Genomic DNA, 17,413 nt, shown 5'->3' on the forward strand with positions numbered 1-17,413 from the left:
TGATGGCCAGTCAACCACCTAGACCCCTGATGCACGGGCACCGCGCACCAGCGCACCGCCCCACCGATCCACTCAGCCACTCATCCACCGGGAGTCGACATGAGCAACAAACCGGCCCGCCCCCTCCTCGGCCAGCGCGCCGCCGTGATCCTCCTCCTCGGCGTCCTGTGCGCGGCCGCCGCCGGGATCCTTACCGTCCTCGCGGGCGCCGCCCCGGCCACCGGCTTCCTGACCGCCGGCGCCGCGTTCGCGGGCGCCGTGGTCTTCTTCCAGGCGATCATCGAATGAGCGAGCTGCGCGATCACGCAGTCCGGGGTGCGCTTTTCGCCACCGGACCGCGCAGTCGGCGCCGGTGCGGGCGGCCGAGACTGATCGGCGCCGGCCCGACGTCGTCGTGCGGGGCGGTCGCGAAGGAGGACAGGTGGCTACGTATCAATCCCCGGGGGTCTACGTCGAGGAGGTCTCCTCGGGCTCCCGGCCGATCGAGGGCGTGGGCACCGCGGTGTGCGCGTTCGTCGGGTTCGCCGAGCGCGGGGTGTCCAACCAGCCGACGCTCGTGACCAATTGGACGCAGTACACGAAGGCCTTCGGCGGCTTCGTCGAGGGCGCCTACCTGCCGCAGGCGGTCTACGGGTACTTCCTCAACGGGGGCGGTGCGGCGTACGTGGTGCGGGTGGGGGCCGAGCCGGGCGAGGACGGCGCGGCGCCGCCCGTCGCCGCGCACGGCGAACTGCCCGCCGCCGGTGCGGACGACCGCCCGGTGCTGCGCGCCAAGGCGCTGCCGGCGGCCCCGGGGCAGCCGGGTGCGGAGCTGAGCGTCGAGGTCGCGGACGCCGGCGAGCCGGACGAAGGGCTGTTCAAGCTGATCATCCGTCAGGGCGAGCGCGAGGCCGAGGTGTTCGACAACCTCTCGCTGCGGCGCGGCCCCCGGCACGCCGCCACGGTGGTCAAGGAGTCCTCCCGGCTGCTCGCCCTGGAGGAGGTCAAGGGCGCGGCTGCGCTGGTCCCGGCCAAGGGCGTCCGGGTCGCGGTGCCCGGGGCGGCCGTCGTCGCGCCCGCCGCGACCGGGGCGGCGCCGGCCCGGATCACCCCCGCCGACTACGTCGGGGACACCGCCGACCGCACCGGTTTCGCCGGCCTGGAGGCGGTCGAGAACGTCACCATGCTCTGCGTCCCCGACCTGATGGCCGCCTACCAGAACGGCTCGGTCGACCTCGACGGTGTCAAGGCCGTGCAGCTCGCGATGATCGCGCACTGCGAGCTGATGGCCGACCGGGTGGCGATCCTGGACCCGCCGCCGGGCCTGGGCGCCCAGCAAGTCCAGGAGTGGCGCACGGACTTCGCCGGGTACGACTCCAAGTACGCGGCGCTGTACTGGCCCTGGATCAAGGTGATGGACCCGGCCCAGGGCCGACCGGCGCCCATGCCGCCCAGCGGCCACGTCGCCGGGGTGTGGGCGCGCAGTGACGCGAACCGGGGCGTGCACAAGGCACCGGCCAACGAAGTGCTGCGCGGAGTGCTCCAGTTGGAGACCAACATCACCCGCGGTGAGCACGACCTGCTCAACCCGATCGCGGTCAACTGCATCCGCTCCTTCCCCGGCCAGGGCATCCGGATCTGGGGAGCGCGGACGCTGTCGAGCGACCCCGAGTGGCGCTACCTGAACGTGCGACGACTCTTCAACTACGTCGAGAAGTCCATCCTCGACGGCACCAACTGGGTGGTGTTCGAGCCCAACGACCGCTTCCTGTGGGGGGCGGTGCGCCGCACCATCACGATGTTCCTGCGCCGGGTATGGCGCAGCGGAGCGCTGTTCGGCCGCACCCCGGAGGAGGCGTTCTTCGTCAAGTGCGACGAGGAGAACAACCCGCCGGAGAACCGGGACGCCGGCATCCTCACCGTCGACATCGGCATCGCCCCGGTCAAGCCCGCCGAGTTCATCGTCTTCCGGGTCTCGCAGTACTCGCAGGGCACGGCCCTGGAGGAGTGACATGTCGAACCCGGATTCAGCTCCCCCCGTCCTCGCCTCAGCCCCGGTCTTCATCATCTCCTGGGCCGCCCCCTTCGGCAGCAGCCAGTTGCAGAAGATCGCCTTCCGGGAGCTCGAAGGCATCAACAGCGAGATCGACGTCCAGCAGTACATCTCGGTGGACCCGACCGGATACGTCAACCACACCAAGCAGTTCGGCATGACCAAGCCGCCGACGGTGACGCTGCGGCGCGGCCTGGACAACAACCTGGCGCTCTGGCAGTGGCACCAACTCGCCCTGGACGGCAACCCCAAGGCGCGCGTCGACTGCGTGGGGCTGGACATCTACCCCGCCTGGGGCCCGGGTGCCCCGACCAGCACCAGCAACCTCCCCGGCGTCCAGAAGTACCAGCCGACGGCGCCGATCGCGAGCTACACCCTGATGAACGCCTGGTGTTCACGGATCGCCATCGGATCGGCCCAGGCGGGCGAAGGCATCGTGACCGAGGAGGTCACGATCGTCTGCGACCAGATCGCCCAGGGCCACGGCGACGGCCGGGGCCCGGCGCACCTCACCGCGCCCCCGCCGACCCTGCCGCCGACGCGGTGACACAGAGCGGCCGCAGCGCAGCCCCAACAGGAAGGAGTGATGGGCCAGATGGCGAACGCCGACGGCAACCCGACCGTGATGAGCGCGTCGACCTTCGTGATCCAGGTGGATGGGATCCAGGTCGCCTCGTTCAGCGAACTGAGCGGGATCAACACCGAGGTCGAACCGGTCGAGTACATCTCCTCGGGCGTCGGGGGGATCGTGCACACCAAGCAGTACGGCAAGACCAAGCCGCCCGCGGTGACCCTCGCGCGCGGCCTCGACACCCAGACCTACATGTGGGCCTGGCACCAGGCGGTGCTGATGGGCGACCCCGCGGCGCGCAAGACCTGCTCGCTCCAGCTCTTCGCGGCCGGCTCCTCCCCGAAGTCCGCCACGCCGATCATCACCTACGTCCTGGAGAACGCCTGGCCGTCGCGGCTGGAGATCGGCGCGATGCGGGCCGGGTCCACGGACGTGATCAACGAGACCGTGACGCTGTACTGCGACCAGATCCTGATGCAGCCGACCGGATGAGGAACGAGGGACCCATGCCGACGCAGCACGTACCCGCCGCCCCGCCCGGCGCCCCGCCGGCGGAACCGGCCGCGCTGACGACCACCTACCCGTTCACGCTGCCCCGAGGCTACGTCGACGAGCAGGGCCGGGTGCACCGGGACGGCGTCATGCGCCTGGCCACGGCGCGCGACGAGATCAGCAGCCAGAGCGACCCGCGGGTCCGGCAGAACCCGGTGTACCTCAGCGTCCTGCTGCTCTCCCGGACCGTGACCCGCCTGGGCGCGGCCCCGGCCGTGGACGCCCTGGTGATCGAGAACCTCTTCGCCTCCGACCTGGCCTTCCTCCAGGACCTCTACCGGCGGATCAACCAGGACGGGCACACCGAGGCCGAGGTCAACTGCCCCGCGTGCGGGCACGAGTTCGCGGTGGACGTCGCCGGTGATGCCCCGGGGGAATCCTGACCTACCCGGCCGACCGGCTGTGGGAGGAGGTGGTGTACCTCGCCTACTACCTGCACTGGTCGCCGGGCGACCTGCTCGACCTCGCGCACCCGGTCCGGGCGCGGGTGATCGCGGAGGTCGGACGGATCCACCAGCGCCTGGAGACGGATGCGGCGGCCGGCCGGGGCCGCTGACCAGCCCGTGACGTGACCGGAGCCGGACGGACGGACGGACGGAGAGGAGAGCGAGATGCGGTGGCTGTCGCGATGGCGGCGCCGGGGTCGGCCCGTGCCGTCGTCAAGTGTTAGGCAGTCTGGTGTGGCTGATGAGTCGTCAGGTAATGATGGGAGTTGGCGGCGGCTGTCGCCGGTGTCGCCGACCGTCCGTCAGGCGAGGCTGACCATGGGGTCCTCGCTGGGCGTGCTCACGGACGCCGCGAGCCAACCGCTGATCCTGGCGCCGCGCTTGCGGCGGCGGAGGGCCGGTCGGGCGGCTGCCGAGGGCGGGGCGGTGCCTGGTGTGGCGCCGGCGGTGGGGCGGGTGGTGGGTCTGGCGGTGGTGCGGGAGGAGGTGAGTGCGTGGGGCGGGCGCCTGTCGTCGCAGCGAGTGGCGGTTCCTGAGGGGGCGGCGCCCGCGGTGTCGCCCGAGCCGACAGGGCCCGAACCGACAGGGCCCGAGCCGGCGGTGACCGAGCCGTCAATGCCCAAGGTGCCAAAGCCCGAGCCGCCAACGCCCGTGCTGCCGCCCGTCGTTGCGCGACGCACTCCGCGCGTCCTCGCGAGGCCCACGGCGCCCCGGCCGAGCCTGGTCCGGGCCGACGCCGAGTACGTGGGGGAGCCGGTCGCGGAGCCGGACCAGTACGCGTCCTCGGCCTGGCTGCGCATGATCGAGTCCTACCGTCCGCCTTGGGCCGACGACGGTGCTGCGGACGGCGCGGTGGCACCGGTGGGCTTTCCGCCGCTGCTTCCTGAAGGGGGGTCATGGGCGAGCGAGGTGACCGCCCCGCCGCCCCCGCGACAGCAGCCGACGCATCGTCAGGAAACTCCAAGGCGAGCCTCGTTGGCGGAGAGCCGCAGGATCGGACTCGGCACCCCGATCCGCCGGACCGCTCCGGGGGCGGCTGATGAGGAGGAACCGGACGCGGAGGGGGAAGCGGAGCTGGAACCGGTCGAGCCGGTTCGGACGGATGTGGTTCCGGTCGAGGCGAAGGTGCCGGAACCGCGTCCGCAGGTTGGTGTGCGGCAGGCACCCGAGCCGGAGGCTACCGATCGTGCCGCTGCCCCGGTCCCGACGGTGCCTGCACCAGCGCTGCCTGAGCCGGCGGCACCCGCGACCGGACCGCCGGCCCGGGCCCCGGCGCCGCTGCGGCCAGTGGCATCGCCGGTCCGAGCTCATCCCCGTTCCCGCGCCCGGTTGGCGTCGGTGACGGCGCGGTCCGTGCGGCGCCCGGCGGAGGCACCGCTGATCCATCCGCGACCGGCCGCTCAACCGAGCGCCCAGCCACCCATGGTGGCGTTGCCGCTGCCGACCTCACCTGTCCCGACCAGCCCGCCACCGCCACCGCCAGAGCCGCTGCCGGTTCCGGCAGCGGCGCAGGCGGTCGACCTCGGAGTGGACCCGCCAGTGCTGGTCGGACCGTTCGACGCCGCGCCGATCGGGTTGGCGCCGCAACGTCCCCACCCTGCTGAGACGGAGGCCGCAGAACGCCAGTTGGGCGTGCCGAGCCGGGCACCAGTCGGCGTGGCGGGAGCGGCTCCGACACCGGCCGACGCGCCACCGCCGACCTCGTGGACCGCCCCGTGGGTTACCCCGCCGATGGTCCCGGAGCCGTCGACGGGCGGAGCACAGCGGCAGCAGGTCGGCGCGCCACCGCCGACCTCGCGGACGACCTCGCGGACGACCTCGTGGACCGCTCCGTGGGCCGCCCCGCCGACGGTCCGAGGGCCGTCGACAGGCGGAGCGCAGCGGCAACAGGACGGCACGACACCGCGCCCGCCCGCACCCGCGCTGCCCGACAGCACCCCGGACCCGCCCCAACTACCGCCGGCAGCACCCCCGGTGGCCCGCGACCCGGAGCCGACCCCGTCCGGGGAGCGGCCCACCGCGCCCGGCGCCCGGCGTCCGCTGGACCTGGACGACGAGGAGCAGATCGAGGAGTTGGCGATCCAGGTGTACCAGCGGGTCCACCGCTGGCTGCGGAGCGACCTGCTGGTCCACCGCGAACGCACGGGCCGGCTCGGCGCGGGCGGACCGTTCGGCTGGACGCGATAGACGCGATAGGCGAGATGGACGAGATGGACGGGAACAGGAACACGCCATGACTGACGCGCTCGACACCGCGGAGAACGCCCAGGGCCTCGCCGGCGGGGTCGGCGTCGCCATGAGCCACCGGTACGCGGTGCTCATCGACAACGTCAAGTACCACTTCGGGGACTGGGCCAAGGTGAGCGGCCTGACGGTGCGTTGGGAGCCGATCAAGTACCGGGTCGGCGGCCAGGGCAACCAGGTCCGGCTGTTCCCCGGGCTCACCGAGTACCAGCCGATCAAGCTCAGCCGGGCGGCCGGCCCGTACTCGCGGGTCGTGCAGCACTGGCTCGCGCAGACCGCGAAGAAGCCGCAGCCGCAGAGCGGCACCATCCAGCTCGTCGACTTCGCCGGGACCCCGCTGGTGCAGTGGCGGCTCAACGAGTTCTTCCCGATCGCGTGGACCGTCGAGGACTTCGGAGCGGAGGGCGGCCGTCCGGCGATCGAGACGCTCGAACTCGCCCACCACGGCTTCCTCGACGACGACCTGTCGATGCTCTCCCCGATCTGACCGGGCGGACCCCAGTTCCCGAGAACCAGAAACCCAGAAAGCCAGAAAGGCGGTCCACCCATGAGCATCGCGTCCTTCGTCGCGGCCGACGGCCAGGGCGGCGGCGCGCTCGCGCAGTCCCTGGCACCGGCCGTCGGCACCGGTCTGTCGACCGGCGTGTCGGCGCTCCGCGGCCGGGCGGCGGGTGACGGGTCGTTCGACCGCCTCGGCCTGGCCATGCGCTTCGCCGTCACGTTCACGGCCGGCGGCATCAGCAGCCGGCTCGGTGAGTGGGCCTCGTGCACGGGGCTGGACGTGCAGTTCAAGACCGAGCCGATCGAGGTCGGCGGCCACTACGACGGCGCTGTCCAACTGCCGCTGCGGGTGGAGTACTCCCCGGTGGTGCTGAAGCGGGCGGTGGGGACGACCGACTCGCACCGGCTCCAGGTGTGGCTCAACAGCCTGGTCGCCGCCTGGGCGGACGGCGGTGAGCACGCCCTCGCCAAGCTCGCGGGGACGGTGGAGATCGAACTGCACGACGTGCACCAGGAACGCGTCGCGACGTGGGTGCTGCGGGAGGCCCTCCCGGTCTCCTGGCAGGGACCGGAGCTGGGGGCCACCTCGAACGCCGTCGCCACCGAGACGCTGACGCTCCGGCACATGGGCTTCCTGCCGCCGACCGCCCCCGTCGGGCAGGAGGAGGCGGCGCGATGACCGTGGAGATCCCCCGACCCGCGCTGCCCACGGCGGAGGAGCAGCCGACGGGGAACGCGAAACTGGGCCCGGTCTCGGACCGGGGCATGACGGAGTGCGTGGTCTTCCGCTACAACCCGAGCGCGGTCTCGATCGTGCACGGCATGACGGGGCGGGACCTGTCCGCCTCGAAGCTCGCCGAGCCGCACGGTTCGCCGGTCCTCGGCGGGCCGAAGGACCTGGAGCTGCTGAACGGAAAGACGATCATCACCATCAGCAGGGCGGTGTTCAACGGCGACACCGTGCCCCGCGACTGCCTGCGCCTGCTCAACTGGAGCTACGCCGTCAAGGAGCGGACGGAGAAGCCGGAGAACGCCGTCCTGCCGTTCCTGCGCTTCACCTGGGCGCAGGGCCCGGACGTGCTGCTCGGCCACGACGTCCTGCTCGATCGGGTGACGGTCAACTTCACCAGGTTCACCAGCTCCGGCACTCCGGTGCGGGCGGCCGTCGACCTGACCATGCACGTGATCCCGCAGGACCGCCCCGGCACCAACCCGACCTCCGGCGGCCCCGCCGGCCGCCGCACCCACCTGGTCACCGGCGACGAGAACCTGCCCCAGCTCGCGCTGCGCACCTACGGCAGCGCGAGCCGGTGGCGCGAGATCGCCACGGCCAACGGGATCCACGACCCGCTGCGCGTACCGCCCGGGACCCGCCTGTACCTGCCGAGCACTCAGGAGAGCGAAGGATGACGGCGAATCAGCTCCACGGCGGCATCGTGTGGCCCACGGTGTCGGTCGGCGAGGGCCCGGGCCGGCCGTTGTCCGGCGTGGCCGCCAGGTGCCTGGCGCACGTCGAGGTGGACACCCACCTGCTGCTGCCGGCGATGTTCGTGCTCTGCTTCGAGGACCTCACCGGGAGGGCGCTGGACGAGGCGGGGCTGGACATCGGCGCGCGGGTCCAGGTGTCGGTCGGCGCCGGGCGGGACCAGCGGCTGGTGGTCGGCGAGGTGACCGCCGTCGAGGGCTCGTACCACGGGCTCGCCGGGCAGACCGTGGTGCGCGGCTACGACCTCTGCCACCGGCTGCAACGGGCCCGGCGGACCAGGTCGTTCGACGACGCCACCGACGCCGACATCGCGCGGCGGATCGCCGCCGAGGCGCGGCTGCCGGTCGGCGAGATCACCGAGACCGAGGTGGTGCACGAGCACCTGTTGCAGTGCAACCAGACCGACTGGGAGTTCCTCGCCCAGCGGGCCGCCGAGACCGGGTTCGAGTTCGGCATGGCCGACGGGCGCTTCCACTACCGCCGGGCCGCCGTGCTCGCGCAGTCGGCGCAGGACCTGCCCGAACTGACGGTCCCCGGCTCGCTGTTGCGCTTCGAGCCGCGGGTGACGGCCGGGAACCTGACCCCGGACGTGGAGGTGCGGGTCTGGGACCCGCTGCGGGCCGCGCTCTCGGCCGCCGCGCCGGTGCCGGCCTCGGCGACCGGCGCATCCGCGCCCCGCCGGCAGCAACTGGCCGAGGTCACCGAGCTGTTCCGCACCGGCCGGGACGGCAACCCGGGCGAGGAGCGGGCGGCGGTCCCGACCGGTCCGTCGGACCCGGCGGGCCCGGACACCGCGCCGCCGCCCAGCCCGACCGCCCACGTCGTGAGCACCCTGCCGGTGGCCGGGCCCGAGGCCGCCGCCGCGGCGCTGGCCGCCTCGGTCGGCGGCACCTTCGCCGAGGCCGAGGGCGAGGCGCTCGGCGACGGCGCGATCCGGCCCGGCGCCTCGGTCCGGATCTCCGGCATCCCGAACCGCTTCCCGGAGGTCTGGCTGGTGAACCGCTCCCGGCACGTGTTCGACCTGACCTCGGGCGGCTACCGCACCGAGTTCGCCGCCGGCGGCGTGCGCGACCGCTCGCTGCTGGGGCTGGCCTCGGCCTCGGCCCCGGGCGGCGGCGAGCCCGTGCGGATCCCGGGCCTGGTCTGTGCGCTGGTCGACGACATCGGCGACGGCCACGCCCGGGTGCGGCTCACCCTGCCCTGGCTCTCCCCGGACGTGCGCACCGACTGGGCGCCGGTGGTGCAGTTCGGGGCCGGCCGGCGCAGCGGGGCGATGTTCCTGCCGGAGGTCGGCGACCAGGTGCTGGTCGGCTTCGAGTTCGGCGATCCGCGGCGCCCGTACGTGCTCGGCGGCATCGTCACCGAGGACAGCAGCTACAGCCTGGGCGGCGAGGCGGTCCGGCGGGGGCCCGGGGGAGCGGACTCCTCGGTGGCGCGGCGCGGCTTCGTGTCGGCCTCGGGAAACCGGCTGGTGTTCCTGGACGAGATGGGGGAGGCGCCCGAGCCCGAGGGCGCGCAGATCCTGCTCGGCTCCGGTGACGGCGCGTTCGGCCTGGGCATCGACACCGTCCACGGCTCGCTGGAGCTCAGCTGCTCGCCCCCGGAACCGGGCGGCCGACTGACCATCAGGTGCGGCGAGGCCGGCACGGTCAACATCGTCACCGGCCCGGGCGGCACCGTGACGGTGGACGGCGGCGACGAGCTGACGCTGACGGCGGCGGCCTCGCTCACCATCCGCAGCCAGGGCACCGTCTCGGTCTCCGCCCCGTCCATCGCGCTGGGCGGGTGAGGGCCCGGTGACGGCCGACTTCATCGGCACCGGCTGGGCGTTCCCGTTCGCGGTGGAGCCGGCCGGCGGCGTGGCGATGGTCTCCGGGGAGGCCCGACTGGAGCAGGCGATGGCGCTGATCCTGCGGACGTACCCGGGCGAGCGCCCGATGCGGCCGCTCTTCGGCAGCACCCTGCGCGACTACGTCTTCGACGGCGCGAGCGCGGAGAAGACCGCCGAGATCGCCGCCGTGGTGCGCGACGCGATCGAGCAGTGGGAGCCGCGGGTCACCGTGACCGACGTGGCCGTGTACCCGGACGGGGAGCGCAGCGGCCTGCTGTACATCGACATCCGCTACGAGGTCCCGGGCACCAACAGCCCGCGCAACCTGGTCTTCCCCTTCTACACCATCCCCGAGCGCGAGGAAGGCGAGTACTGATGCCGCTGCCGGCCCCCGATCTGGACGACCGCCGGTTCCAGGACCTGGTCGACGAGGCCAAGCGCTTCGTGATGCGGCGCTGCCCCGAGTGGACCGACCACAACGTCTCCGATCCGGGCGTCACCCTGATCGAGACCTTCGCGCACCTGACCGACCACCTGCTGTTCCGGCTCAACCAGGTGCCCGACCGACTGTACGTCAGCTTCCTCAACCTGATCGGGCTCCAGGTGCTCCCGCCCACCCCGGCGCGGGCGCCGGTCACCTTCTGGCTGTCCAGCCCGGCCCGGGCCCGGCTGACCATCGCCGCCGGCACCCGGGTCGGCACCCAGCGCACCGCGACCGCCGAGTCGGTGGTGTTCAGCACCGTGGCCGACCTGGACGTGGTGCCCTGCACCCTCGCCAGGGTCAGGCTCGGCCCGCCGGACCCGGCGCGGGCAGCCGACCCGGCCGGGGACGGGCCGGACGCCGAGGGCACGGACCGCTCCCGGCACCTCGCCGACGGCCGCCCGTTCCCGGCGTTCGGGCCCCGGCCCCGGCCCGGGGACGCGCTGCTGCTCGGGCTCTGCGACCCGGTGCCCGGCTGCGCCGTCCGGATCGGCTTCCGCGGCCGGGTGGAGGGCGTGGGCGTCAACCCGAAGCACCCGCCGCTGGCCTGGGAGGCCTGGACCGGCGAGGGCTGGACGGCGTGCGAGGTGGGGCTGGACGGGACCGGCGGGCTGAACGCCTCCGGCGCGATCGTGCTGCACGTCCCGCCCGCGCACACGGCGAGCGTGCTCGGTGGCGACCGCGCCGGCTGGCTGCGGGCCGTCGTCACCGAACCCGAGGAGGGCCAACCCCCGTACACTGACTCGCCCGTGGTCGACGGGCTGACCGCCTGCACGGTCGGCGCCAGCACCGAGGCCGTGCACGCCGAGCCGGTGGACCGCGAGGTGCTGGGCCAGGGCGAGGGCGTGCCCGGGCAGCGGTTCCCGCTGCGGCACGCCCCGGTGCTGGCCGGCTACGGGCCGCCGGTCGTGGAGACCAGCTCGGCGGACGGCTGGCAGGAGTGGACCCTGGTCGACAGCTTCGCCGGCAGCGGGCCCGAGGACCGGCACTTCGGCCTCGACCCGGTCTCCGGCCTGGTGCTGTTCGGCCCGGCGGTGCGCGAGCCGGACGGCGCGCTGCGCCGTTACGGGGCCGCGCCCGAGAAGGGCGCCGAGGTGCGGATCCGCGGCTACGCGACCGGCGGCGGCGCCCGGGGAAACGTGCCGGCCGGGGCCCTGTGCCGGCTCAAGTCGTCCGTCCCGTCGGTCACTTCGGTGGAGAACCGGCGCCCGGCCCAGGGCGGGGTGGACGGCGAGAGCCTGGCCGAGGCCAAGGCCCGGGGGCCGCTGCTGGTGCGCAGCCGCAGCCGCGCGGTCACCGTCGAGGACTACGAGGTGCTGGTCCGCGAGGTGGCGCCGGAGCTGGCCCGGGCGCGCTGCGTGCCGGCCGGCCGCGACGGCGAGGGGGCCGGGGTCGGAGCCGGGGGAGTGCGGATCCTGATCGTGCCGGCCGCGGCCGTGGTGGACGGCCGGATCCCGTTCGAGAACCTGGTCCCGGCCGAGCGGACGCTGGAACGGATCGCCGCCGGCCTGGACCGGGTCCGGGTGGTGGGCACCCGGGTGGTGCTCGAACCGCCGCTCTACCGGGGCGTCACCGTGGTCGCGCGGCTGGTCGCCCGGCCCCGGGTGAACGCCGACCGGGTGCGGGAGGATGCGCTCGGCGCCCTCTACCGCTACCTCAGCCCGCTGCCGGGCGGCGGGCCCGACGGAGCAGGCTGGCCGTTCGGCCGCCCGGTGCAGGCCGGCGAGGTCTTCGGCCGCCTCCAGCAGGTGTCCGGCGTCGAACTGGTCGAGGACGTGCGGCTGTTCACCGCCGACCCGGTCACCGGCGCGCGCGGCCGGGAGGTCGGCCGGATCGACCTGGACCCGAACAGCCTGGTCTTCTCCTACGAGCACCAGGTCAGGGTGGAGGCCCACTGATGCGCCGCGCGGTGGCGGACCTGGACACGCCCTACCCGATCGGCGGCCTGCTGCCGGCGGTCTTCCAGGAGGACCGGCTGGCGATGCGGTGGACCGCCGCCCTCGACGAGGTGCTGGCCCCCGTCATCTCCACCCTGGACTGCCTGGACGCCTACACCGACCCGCTGCTGGCACCCGCCGACTTCGTGCGCTGGCTGGCCGGTTGGCTCGGAACCGTGCTCGACGAGAACTGGCCGCTGGAGCGACAACGGGCCGCCGTCGCGCACTCGGTGCGGCTGTACCGGGGTCGCGGCACCGTCGAGGGCCTGCGGGCCCTGATCGAGCTGGTCACCGAGGGCCGGGTGGAGCTCGCCGAGAGCGGCGGGATCCGCTGGTCCGCCGCGCCGAACACCCCGCTGCCGGGCGAGGACCGGGCCTGGTTCTCCGTCAAGGTCGCGGTCCCGGACCCCTCGGCCGTCGACGTTGCGGCCCTGGAGGAGCTGATCAGCGCGGAGAAGCCCGCGCACGTCCCGCACCGGTTGGAGGTCGTGAAACAGTGATCGTGTGTCGCAAGTGCGGGTTCCGGAACCTGGAGGACGACGCGTTCTGCGGCTCCTGCGGGAGCTTCCTCGAATGGACCGGGGAGAAGCAGCCCGCGAAGGTCGCCCGGAAGGTCGTCGAGCAGGTCGAGGAGGAGCGGCGGGCGGCGGCCGCCGCGCCGCGGGCCGGCCTGGTCCAGCGGGCGATCCAGGCGGCGAACCACCTGATCGCCGGGCCGCAGCCGGAGGCGGAAGCTGACGGTGAGTCAGCTGATGCCGAGCCGGCTGAGGAGGAGGTGGAGACGGAGGCGGAGCAGGAGGAGGACGAGCCGGGGGAGCCGTTGGAGGACTTCTTCGCGGCGGCGCCCGAGCCTTCGCCGCCGGCGTTCGAGCTGGACTACTTCGGGTCCGACGACGCCGAGCCGGCCGACGTCACCCGGGAGGAAGGTCAAGCCGACGACAGCGAAGCGGAGTTGGCGAAGCTCTTCGCCGAACTGACGCAGCCGGCCGAGCCCGTCGACACCGCCGGGTTCGCGGAGGATCCGCCGCCGCCCCGGCTGAGCGACGCCGCGGCGCTGGTCGCGCCGGTCGAGGAGTTTGGCGAACCGGAGCCGTCGGAGCCGCCAGAACAGCCGCTGGACGAACCCGCCGAGCTCCGCGCCCCCGTGGAGATCCAGGAGCAGGCGCCGCGCGCCGCCCGGGCCCGGGCCGTCCCGGTGACCAGGACCGCGCCGAGCCGCCGGCTGCTGCCGGGCGACCTGGTGTGCGACGCGTGCGGGGAGGGCAACCCGGGCGCCCGCAAGTTCTGCAGCCGCTGCGGCACCTCGCTGGTGCGGGCCGCGGTGGTCAGGGAGCGGTGGTGGCGCCGGCTGCTGCGCCGGCTCGTGCCCAGGCGCGGCCCGAAGGTGGTCCGCCTCGACCAGGCCGCGCCGGGCGCCGGCAAGGGCGGTGGGAAGGACGGCGCGAAGGGTGCCCGGCTCGGGCGGTCCCGCCTCGATCTGAGGTTCAGGCTCCGGCAGTTCTACCGCAAGGCCCGCGTCGTGGTCGGGGTCCTGGTCCTCGCCAGCGGCGCGCTCTACGGCGTCTACCCGGCCTTCCGCACCAGTGTCGACCACCGTGAGCGCGCTCTGCAGACCCGGGTCACCGAGTGGCTGGTCAAGCCGGGCCAGTTCTACGCCGCCACCACGACCGCCAACTCCTCGCTCCCCGCCGGGCCCGCGGCCAACGCCACGGACGGGATCAGCACCACCTGCTGGCTGGCCCCGGTGCCCGCCGCGCCGGACGCGCCGAAGCCGACGCTCACGTTCACCTTCTCGTCCCGGATGGTGGTGAAGGACCTGATCCTGACGCTGCGCACGGACGGCGCCTGCCAGCCGGGCGCGCGGCCGAGCGTGCTGAAGCTGAGGTACTCGGACGGCAACTCCCGGGTCATCACGCCGCAGAACACGGGCGAGGCGCAGACCATCCACATCGATCACCTCACCCCGGTGAGCAGCCTGACCCTGGAAGTCGACGGCCTCTACCCGGACACCGTCGGCGCCGACCCCACGGCGGCCGTCGCCGAGGTCGAGTTCTTCGGCCTGAAGATCTGACGATCGGAACAGCTAGGAGAGGGGTCCCGCCGCGTGCCCGACTACCTGATCCGGACCGGTGACCTGCTGGAGGTCATCGTTCCCGAGCCGATCGTCCCGCTGCTCGAAGCGCCGGTCCCGCTGACGGGGTCGAGCACCGACGTGACCGTCGCCGGCCTGCCGGCCTGCCTCGCGGGCGACGAGCTGCCGCCGGAACTGCGCGAGCCGATGCCGTACACCGCACCGCCGTTCACGATCCCCGGCACGGGCACGCTGACCGTCACCGTGCTCCCCGACAACCTCACCGTGCAGACCCGCAACGGGGGCAAGCCGCTGCTGGTCCGGGGTGGCAGCTTTCCCGCGCTGTTCACCGTGGAGACGCCGGCCACCCAGCCGACCCCGGCCGGCCCGGTGCCGGATCCGGTGCTGGAGAAGCCGGGCACCGCGCGGTTCATCACCACGAACACGGTGGTGACGGCGGGCTGACGTGCCGACAGGAGGCGCCCCGGTTGGGGTGCCTCCTGTCGGCACGTCAGGCTGTTCGACTGCTCAGTGCTCGGTGACCGTTCCCCGTGGCCCTGCGCCGCCCGGCAGCAGGTGCCCGCCCAGCACGATCTCGCGCACGGGCGCGGCGAGGTCGGTGACCAGTGGCGGCACCACGGGGACCGCGAGCTCCAGCAGCAGGACGGCGCGCGGGGCGATCCCGAACCCGGCCCACAGGCTCTGCGCCGTCGGCCCGCCCGGCTCGTCCCCCGCGCAGCGCACCTGGACCGGGAGCCCGGCCGCGGCCAGGGCTCCCGTCAGCTGCTCGTCGCCGAGCGTGTCGGCGGCGGCGCAGGCGTCGATCAGCAGGCCCAGCAGGCCGTGCTCGGCGAGCGCCCGCTGTGACGGATCGTCAGCGGCGCCCGCCCAGGCGGTGACCGCGTACCGGAGCCGGTAGTGCCGGGTCGGCAGCTGACGGCCCACCAGCCGTCCCGCCCCGTCCCGCACCTGTGACCACCCGGCCGGGGCCGCGTCCCGCCCGTCCCGGCGCACCTCGCAGAGGAACGCGCTGATGCACGGGCCGTCGGCCGGCCCCGTGGAATCCCAGGCGGCACCCGGCGCGTCGAACCTGACCCCCGTCCCGGCCGGCAGCACACCGGCGAGCCAGGCGGCCAGCGAGAGGTCCGCGTCGCGCAGCACAGGCTGCTCCTCCTTCCCTGCCGTTCTCGCCCGTCAGATCCGGAACAGGTTCCTGATGTCCTTGGGCTGTCCCCAGAACTTCTCGGTCTGGGCGCCGAGCAGGTAGTTCGCGCCGCTGGGACCACCCTGCACCTTGTCGCCGCGGTGGCCCATCAGCCACCGCCCGCCCGCGGTCTTGAAGCCGACCGAGACGACGCCGTCCTGGCCCAGCACGCCGTGCCAGGAGCCGGTCAGCTTGGTGGCGCCGAGGCTGATCTGGGTCTTGCCGTCCAGCGAGATCCGGCTCCAGTCGGCGAACTCGTACGGGCTGACGGCCTCCCAGGTGTCGGTGTGCGGCGCCCAGTCCCCCCATATCTTGTCCCCGCTCTTCAACTGCAGCGCGACGCGGACGACATGGGTCCGCGGATCGCCGTCGACCCGGCTGCGGTTGCGGTCGGTGGCGATGACCGGGCAGTCCTTGACGGTCTTCGGCATCCCGCCCTCGCGCCGCACGGGGACGGGCGGCGCGACCTTGTTCGCGCCCGGGGCCGCCACGGTGATGTTCGGGGGCAGGATGGCGAGGTTGATGTCCGAGATCTTCTTGGCGAGTTGCTCGCCGGTGAAGAACTCCGCCGGTTTGATCTGGATGAAGCGCAGCACGAACTTGGTGACCGGTGGCACGGCCCACTGCTGGAGCAGGCCGGCGATCTCCAGGTGGTCCGGGGCCTCCTGCTGGACGAGCTTGTCGATGCCGTCGACCAGGTTCGCCTTCACGACGTCGCCGGCCGACTGGAGGCCGGCGTCCCACAGGGCGCCGGCGTCAGCCCAGAAGCCCTCGTTCCCGGCCTTCTCCTGGTCCTTGTACTTGGAGTCGCCCAGCTTCTTGATCGCTTCCATGGCGAGGTCCGCCCGCTTGGCCAGGTAGCCGTCGACGGCCGCCGTGACCAGGCCGGACAGCCCGTCGAACACCGCCATGCCGATCTCGCCCGCCCCGGGGACGACGGACAGCGCACCGGAGAGCGTGGTTCCCAGGGCGGAGACGAACAGTTCGAGCGCCACCCGCTGGTTGGCCTGCATCCGCTTGTAGAGCAGCTCCGGCTTCGCGTCGAAGGCCTGGAAGAGCGCGACGGTCGGCTTCTCCCGGTCGAACGCGTTCTCGGCCTTGCGGACGGCGAGTTCGGTGTCGACCTTGCCGACGAGGACGCTCAGGAACTCCCCGAGCCGCACGAAGGTCCCGATGTGCACGCTGGACTTGGCCAGCGTCTCGGTGAGCTGCAGGCCGAAGCCGGCCACCGCCTGGGCCTCCTTGATGTTCTTCCGGATCTCGTGCACCTCGCCGAAGGCGTGGGCGTCGAGCATCTTGCCGGTGATGGTGGCCGTCATCCGCCCCTGCACGGCGTTGGTCGCCCTGGCGAGTTCGCCCCGGTCGGCGAGGTACTTCTTGAGGGCGAGCGCGGCCGCCGCCACCGCCTTCTCCAGCCGGGGCTTCCCCGCGGCCGCGGAGTCCTGGAGCTCCTTGACGGCGGCACCCAGCGCCGCCTCGTGCTGCACCATGGCCTTGCCCAGGTCCTTCAGGGCGCTGCGGTGCAGCAGGAAGCCGAAGTCCGCGATCCCGACGGTGCTCCGGACGAACTCCAGCTCCTCGTACTTCTTGATGTGGTCGAGCATCTGGACGAGGACCTGTGTGGTGTCCTTGATGGTCTGGAGGTAGACCTCGGCTATCTCCTTGCGCAGCTGTTCGGCCTGCTTCTGGAGGTCGGCGTCCGTGGCCGCCGTCGGCTTCGCCGTGGCCTTGTCGCCGCCGGCGGGCTCGGCCCGCGCGCGCCAGTTCTTGGCGAGGCCGGCGAACAACTCGACGAAGCGCGCCTCGCCGGCCGCGCTGCCGTTGGCGCCCAGCAGGAAGGCGAACGCCTGCACGGCCGCCGTGTTCCCCTTCTCGCCGCGGTCCGCCCAGTCGGAGACGCGCTCGGCGACCCAGTCGTCGGGCCGGGTGGTCCACCCCGTGTCGCCCCCGAACACCGGACCGGCCAGCTGCTGCTTGAGGCGCAGCGCGTCGGCGGTCGGCTGCTCGGTCATGACCTTCTTGAACGCCCGCATCGCGGGGACGAACTCCTGCTTCAT

18 protein-coding genes are annotated in these 17,413 nt (G+C 73.3%); 16 read left to right on the top strand and 2 right to left on the bottom strand.

The annotated features are described in order from the left end of the window. Nucleotides 1-99 precede the first annotated feature (99 nt). The 16 genes from FHX73_RS27735 (at nt 100) to FHX73_RS27805 (ending at nt 14,617) form a co-directional block, all read left to right on the top strand. Entirely contained in the window at nt 100-288 is a 189-nt protein-coding gene (locus FHX73_RS27735; RefSeq protein WP_145908637.1) for a hypothetical protein, read from the top strand. Nucleotides 289-421: 133 nt separating this feature from the next. Further along, a complete protein-coding gene (locus FHX73_RS27740; RefSeq protein ID WP_145908638.1) occupies nt 422-1,990 on the top strand; it encodes a phage tail sheath family protein in 1,569 nt (522 codons plus the stop codon). Between the two features lies 1 nt (nt 1,991). After that, on the top strand, nt 1,992-2,579 hold the full coding sequence (locus FHX73_RS27745; RefSeq protein WP_145908639.1) for a phage tail protein: 588 nt from the start codon (nt 1,992-1,994) through the stop codon (nt 2,577-2,579). A gap of 48 nt (nt 2,580-2,627) precedes the next feature. Beyond that, the gene (locus FHX73_RS27750; protein WP_170305100.1) at nt 2,628-3,095 is read left to right on the top strand and encodes a phage tail protein; all 468 of its coding nucleotides are present in this window, start codon (nt 2,628-2,630) and stop codon (nt 3,093-3,095) included. 14 nt (nt 3,096-3,109) lie between these two features. Further along, nucleotides 3,110-3,538 (top strand): phage tail assembly protein, encoded by a 429-nt coding sequence (locus FHX73_RS27755; protein ID WP_145908641.1) that lies wholly within the window; start codon nt 3,110-3,112, stop codon nt 3,536-3,538. After that, nucleotides 3,535-3,711, top strand: a complete 177-nt coding sequence (locus FHX73_RS44955; RefSeq protein ID WP_342795336.1) for a DUF6760 family protein — start codon at nt 3,535-3,537, stop codon at nt 3,709-3,711. Before FHX73_RS27755 ends, FHX73_RS44955 begins: the two co-directional genes overlap by 4 nt. A gap of 1,864 nt (nt 3,712-5,575) precedes the next feature. Then, the gene (locus FHX73_RS27760) at nt 5,576-5,788 is read left to right on the top strand and encodes a hypothetical protein (protein WP_145908642.1); all 213 of its coding nucleotides are present in this window, start codon (nt 5,576-5,578) and stop codon (nt 5,786-5,788) included. A gap of 46 nt (nt 5,789-5,834) precedes the next feature. Next, the gene (locus FHX73_RS27765) at nt 5,835-6,332 is read left to right on the top strand and encodes a phage tail protein (RefSeq protein ID WP_145908643.1); all 498 of its coding nucleotides are present in this window, start codon (nt 5,835-5,837) and stop codon (nt 6,330-6,332) included. A 60-nt stretch (nt 6,333-6,392) separates the two neighbouring features. Next, nucleotides 6,393-7,025 (top strand): phage tail protein, encoded by a 633-nt coding sequence (locus tag FHX73_RS27770; protein ID WP_145908644.1) that lies wholly within the window; start codon nt 6,393-6,395, stop codon nt 7,023-7,025. After that, nucleotides 7,022-7,756, top strand: coding sequence for a hypothetical protein (locus FHX73_RS27775; protein WP_145908645.1), 735 nt, complete (start codon nt 7,022-7,024; stop codon nt 7,754-7,756). The genes FHX73_RS27770 and FHX73_RS27775 overlap by 4 nt, the downstream gene beginning before the upstream one ends. Then, nucleotides 7,753-9,621 (top strand): phage baseplate assembly protein V, encoded by a 1,869-nt coding sequence (locus tag FHX73_RS27780; protein WP_145908646.1) that lies wholly within the window; start codon nt 7,753-7,755, stop codon nt 9,619-9,621. The genes FHX73_RS27775 and FHX73_RS27780 overlap by 4 nt, the downstream gene beginning before the upstream one ends. A gap of 7 nt (nt 9,622-9,628) precedes the next feature. After that, the gene (locus FHX73_RS27785) at nt 9,629-10,039 is read left to right on the top strand and encodes a GPW/gp25 family protein (protein WP_145908647.1); all 411 of its coding nucleotides are present in this window, start codon (nt 9,629-9,631) and stop codon (nt 10,037-10,039) included. Continuing rightward, nucleotides 10,039-12,042 (top strand): putative baseplate assembly protein, encoded by a 2,004-nt coding sequence (locus tag FHX73_RS27790; protein ID WP_145908648.1) that lies wholly within the window; start codon nt 10,039-10,041, stop codon nt 12,040-12,042. Before FHX73_RS27785 ends, FHX73_RS27790 begins: the two co-directional genes overlap by 1 nt. Beyond that, nucleotides 12,042-12,581: a phage tail protein gene (locus FHX73_RS27795; RefSeq protein WP_145908649.1), complete on the top strand. Its 540-nt coding sequence runs from the start codon at nt 12,042-12,044 to the stop codon at nt 12,579-12,581. The genes FHX73_RS27790 and FHX73_RS27795 overlap by 1 nt, the downstream gene beginning before the upstream one ends. Nucleotides 12,582-12,583: 2 nt before the next feature. Beyond that, nucleotides 12,584-14,152: a zinc ribbon domain-containing protein gene (locus FHX73_RS27800; protein WP_145908650.1), complete on the top strand. Its 1,569-nt coding sequence runs from the start codon at nt 12,584-12,586 to the stop codon at nt 14,150-14,152. 33 nt (nt 14,153-14,185) lie between these two features. Further along, on the top strand, nt 14,186-14,617 hold the full coding sequence (locus FHX73_RS27805; protein ID WP_145908651.1) for a hypothetical protein: 432 nt from the start codon (nt 14,186-14,188) through the stop codon (nt 14,615-14,617). Nucleotides 14,618-14,680: 63 nt separating this feature from the next. Here the strand turns inward: FHX73_RS27805 and FHX73_RS27810 are convergent, their stop codons facing one another. Further along, on the bottom strand, nt 14,681-15,313 hold the full coding sequence (locus FHX73_RS27810) for a Pvc16 family protein (RefSeq protein WP_145908652.1): 633 nt from the start codon (nt 15,311-15,313) through the stop codon (nt 14,681-14,683). 33 nt (nt 15,314-15,346) lie between these two features. After that, the gene (locus FHX73_RS27815) at nt 15,347-17,413 is read right to left on the bottom strand and encodes a hypothetical protein (protein WP_145908653.1); all 2,067 of its coding nucleotides are present in this window, start codon (nt 17,411-17,413) and stop codon (nt 15,347-15,349) included.

This window comes from Kitasatospora viridis (assembly GCF_007829815.1).
Taxonomy (GTDB): Bacteria; Actinomycetota; Actinomycetes; order Streptomycetales; family Streptomycetaceae; genus Kitasatospora; species Kitasatospora viridis.

What these genes read in the sequence shown, in the direction of transcription:
- FHX73_RS27750 (WP_170305100.1), top strand. Translation starts at nt 2,628, where the DNA reads ATGGCGAACGCCGACGGCAACCCGACCGTGATGAGCGCGTCGACCTTC.
- FHX73_RS27790 (WP_145908648.1), top strand. Translation starts at nt 10,039, where the DNA reads ATGCCGCTGCCGGCCCCCGATCTGGACGACCGCCGGTTCCAGGACCTG.
- FHX73_RS27755 (WP_145908641.1), top strand. Translation starts at nt 3,110, where the DNA reads ATGCCGACGCAGCACGTACCCGCCGCCCCGCCCGGCGCCCCGCCGGCG.
- FHX73_RS27770 (WP_145908644.1), top strand. Translation starts at nt 6,393, where the DNA reads ATGAGCATCGCGTCCTTCGTCGCGGCCGACGGCCAGGGCGGCGGCGCG.
- FHX73_RS27765 (WP_145908643.1), top strand. Translation starts at nt 5,835, where the DNA reads ATGACTGACGCGCTCGACACCGCGGAGAACGCCCAGGGCCTCGCCGGC.
- FHX73_RS27775 (WP_145908645.1), top strand. Translation starts at nt 7,022, where the DNA reads ATGACCGTGGAGATCCCCCGACCCGCGCTGCCCACGGCGGAGGAGCAG.
- FHX73_RS27795 (WP_145908649.1), top strand. Translation starts at nt 12,042, where the DNA reads ATGCGCCGCGCGGTGGCGGACCTGGACACGCCCTACCCGATCGGCGGC.
- FHX73_RS27745 (WP_145908639.1), top strand. Translation starts at nt 1,992, where the DNA reads ATGTCGAACCCGGATTCAGCTCCCCCCGTCCTCGCCTCAGCCCCGGTC.
- FHX73_RS27735 (WP_145908637.1), top strand. Translation starts at nt 100, where the DNA reads ATGAGCAACAAACCGGCCCGCCCCCTCCTCGGCCAGCGCGCCGCCGTG.
- FHX73_RS27815 (WP_145908653.1), bottom strand. Translation starts at nt 17,413, where the DNA reads ATGAAGCAGGAGTTCGTCCCCGCGATGCGGGCGTTCAAGAAGGTCATG.
- FHX73_RS27780 (WP_145908646.1), top strand. Translation starts at nt 7,753, where the DNA reads ATGACGGCGAATCAGCTCCACGGCGGCATCGTGTGGCCCACGGTGTCG.